The organism is Carboxydocella sp. JDF658 (assembly GCF_002049395.1).
GTDB lineage: Bacteria > Bacillota.
In genome coordinates this window covers 1-2,584 of the sequence record NZ_BDLR01000083.1, presented here as the reverse complement: position 1 = coordinate 2,584, position 2,584 = coordinate 1, and the positions used below count along the sequence as shown (strand labels likewise).

4 protein-coding genes are annotated in these 2,584 nt (G+C 45.1%); all 4 read right to left on the bottom strand.

Annotation, left to right across the window (positions count from 1 at the left end; all coding sequences use genetic code 11):
- Positions 1–434 precede the first annotated feature (434 nt).
- Complete coding sequence (locus JDF658_RS10900) at positions 435–1,667, bottom strand: RNA-guided endonuclease TnpB family protein (protein ID WP_079907649.1); 1,233 nt, start codon at positions 1,665–1,667, stop codon at positions 435–437.
- A 134-nt stretch (positions 1,668–1,801) separates the two neighbouring features.
- Positions 1,802–1,990, bottom strand: coding sequence for a HepT-like ribonuclease domain-containing protein (locus JDF658_RS10895; protein WP_079907647.1), 189 nt, complete (start codon positions 1,988–1,990; stop codon positions 1,802–1,804).
- 1 nt (position 1,991) lies between these two features.
- On the bottom strand, positions 1,992–2,438 hold the full coding sequence (locus JDF658_RS10890; RefSeq protein WP_078665415.1) for a nucleotidyltransferase domain-containing protein: 447 nt from the start codon (positions 2,436–2,438) through the stop codon (positions 1,992–1,994).
- A 13-nt stretch (positions 2,439–2,451) separates the two neighbouring features.
- On the bottom strand, positions 2,452–2,584 hold a 133-nt coding region (locus JDF658_RS10885), incomplete at its 5' end, for a 23S rRNA (pseudouridine(1915)-N(3))-methyltransferase RlmH (protein ID WP_143311992.1).

The following is a 2,584-nucleotide window of genomic DNA, read 5'->3' as shown; positions in this document are numbered from 1 at the left end:
TTCCTTATGGCTACTTTTGCTATGTGAAGTTGTCAAGGTTCGATTTGGAAGTAATTATCCAGCATTACCCAATGCAATCATCGACTTTCCGAGATGCTACAAAAAATACATATAGCGCATTATTATATATTTTGTTTATATTATATCCATTTTGGAAAATTCTTCATTTTTTGTGTGTTATTTTTGCAATTTATCCCCCACCTATAGAGGTGGGGGTCTTCTTGCTTAATTTTTTTATAAAAAATCCTTTCCCGCTGAATAGGCGGGGAAGGATTTTAGTTTTTTTGTAGGTAGCTGACCACAATATTTAAAAACTCTTTTGAATCACTTAGGTTGTTTGTGATTATCTCATATACCGTTTCATGGTCAATTTCCCACTAGACATGCACAAGCTTGTTTGTGACGTCCTCCCCTCAATAAATTGAGGGGCATCTTCAAGCGGATGCACGCAGGCCTTTATTCCCGCGCTTTGGTTCGTGGACTCCTTGCCATCCCAAACGGAACGACAGGACCACGGGCCACGCCACACGGCCACTACTCCCCTTTATGGGAGATACCTTGTACTTCTTCTCGAAAATGTTCAAGGCCCCGTTCACGTCCGCCTGCGCCCTCCAGCCGCAGGAACACTCGTATAACCCCCGGCTTTTCCGGTTGGAGGACAAGACGCGCCCGCAGACGTGGCAAGTGACTGACGTACCTCTCTCATTCACGTCGTCCCGGACCACAATCCCCGCCAAAGCACCCTTGTACTTGAGCATGTTGATGAGCTTCCGGTACGGCCAGGCGTGCAGACGTTGGTTCAGCTGGTCCCCATAGTCGGTGCTTTCACGGATACCGTTGATGTCACCTATGGCTATCTCCTTCACGCCCCGCCGCACACACTCTGCAATGAAGTGGGACGTGGCTACGTGCAGTAACTGTTCTACCTGCTTCTTCTCCCGGTGCGCTACCTGTCCCCATCTCCGGGAATTCCGTTGAAGGCTGGCCCGTACCTTCTGCCAGTACCGCCTTATGGCCTTGACCAGCCTGCCGGAGTAAAGCGTTACCATGCCATCGCCAAAGGCGCAGGCCATAAGGACCGTCTCCCCGAGGTCCACCGCTACTCTCTCCGTCCCGCTATTCTCACGGGCCTTAACCTCCACCACCAGACAGGCCTCTATCTGCCCGGAAATCTTGTCGTAAGTGATGGAAAGCTCCCGCACCCGGTCGTACTCAATACCAGGACGGTGAGATATGCGGAAAGAAACCTGTTTTACACCATCTTCCCGGCTGGTGCCCAGACTCAGAGTGACTCTGTTTTTATCTACCCTGAACCCGCTTTGGACATACTTGAGCGGGGAAAGATAATTTTTATGGCGGAAGCCGGGAGCCTTGTGTTGTGTGAGGCCCTTTTTCTTGAGAGCAAAGAAAGACCTATATGCTTCCCGTACCTCATCACGGGTGAGCTGGACTGACATCGAGTAATACCCTTTGACCCTGGGTAGCTCCTTTAAGATGCGGTTGAGGTTCTTTCGAGAAATATTCACTTTCCCGTTTTCTTTGTACTCTTCCCGCAGGTGCCACAGGAGGCCGTTGTAGACCTTGGTGGCACAGAACATGGCGTCTTTTAGAACAGCTTCGGTCTGAGAATCTGCGTGGACCTGCGCCTTGAGAGTGATTAAAGGCATCCAATCACATCCTGGTTTTCTTCTTTATACCATTATGATAACATAACATAAAATTTCTGTAAATATCGGAGCGAGGGGGTCCGTGTATCCCCTCAATGAATCGAGGGGGATTACTGCCCCCTCGCGCTCCCCCATTACTCTAAAGCTATTATTCGGTTTCCTATATTGATGCAGGTTTCAATAGCTAACTGTAAATAACGTTCAGCGGCAGCTGTTAAAATTTCATCTTTTAAAAAAACGTTTTTTTCAGTATGAGCAACTTTTTCCAACAGATTGATATATTTTTTTAGCAATCTTGTTTGATTAAGTAACTTTTCATCCAATTTACCTTCCCCCCAGTGCCCTAACAAACTCCCGGTTAAATTCCTCCCGGTAGGGCTTAAAATCAAGATAACTAAGGATTACCCCTGTTTCAAAATCTATTCTTTTTTTATGATCAGAACAATATAGGATCTGTTTATTCTTAAGGACTGCAAATTGTCTGCTTATTGGCTGGTAGTTGAGAACAATCCCGTCTATTTCTTCTGTTTCTAGAAATCTTATAAGCTCGATAAATATCCGGTTTTCTAAATCGACCATTACTGTCTGAGTCAATTTAAAATTAAATAAAATGGCCAGATCAATATCACTTAAAGGCTTGATATTATCCTTTACTAATGACCCAAAAAGATATACTGCAATTATTTCTTCACTGTATCTTGAAAAAATTTGACTGGTTAATGGCAATCGTTGTTTTATTTTTTGGAAATTAATTTTGTTAAATTTTATCATTTTATCACCAGCTTTATTTATGATACGGCTCCCCGCGCCGGATTTTCTGCCAGCGATAGATTTGTTCCAGCAAAATCACGCGCATCAGCTGATGTGGATAGGTAAACGCCCCAAAACTGAGCTTAAACTGACAGGCAGCCAGCACC

Excerpts from the sequence above, each read along its gene's own strand:
- JDF658_RS10900 (WP_079907649.1), bottom strand. The coding sequence starts at position 1,667 with ATGCCTTTAATCACTCTCAAGGCGCAGGTCCACGCAGATTCTCAGACC.
- JDF658_RS10890 (WP_078665415.1), bottom strand. The coding sequence starts at position 2,438 with ATGATAAAATTTAACAAAATTAATTTCCAAAAAATAAAACAACGATTG.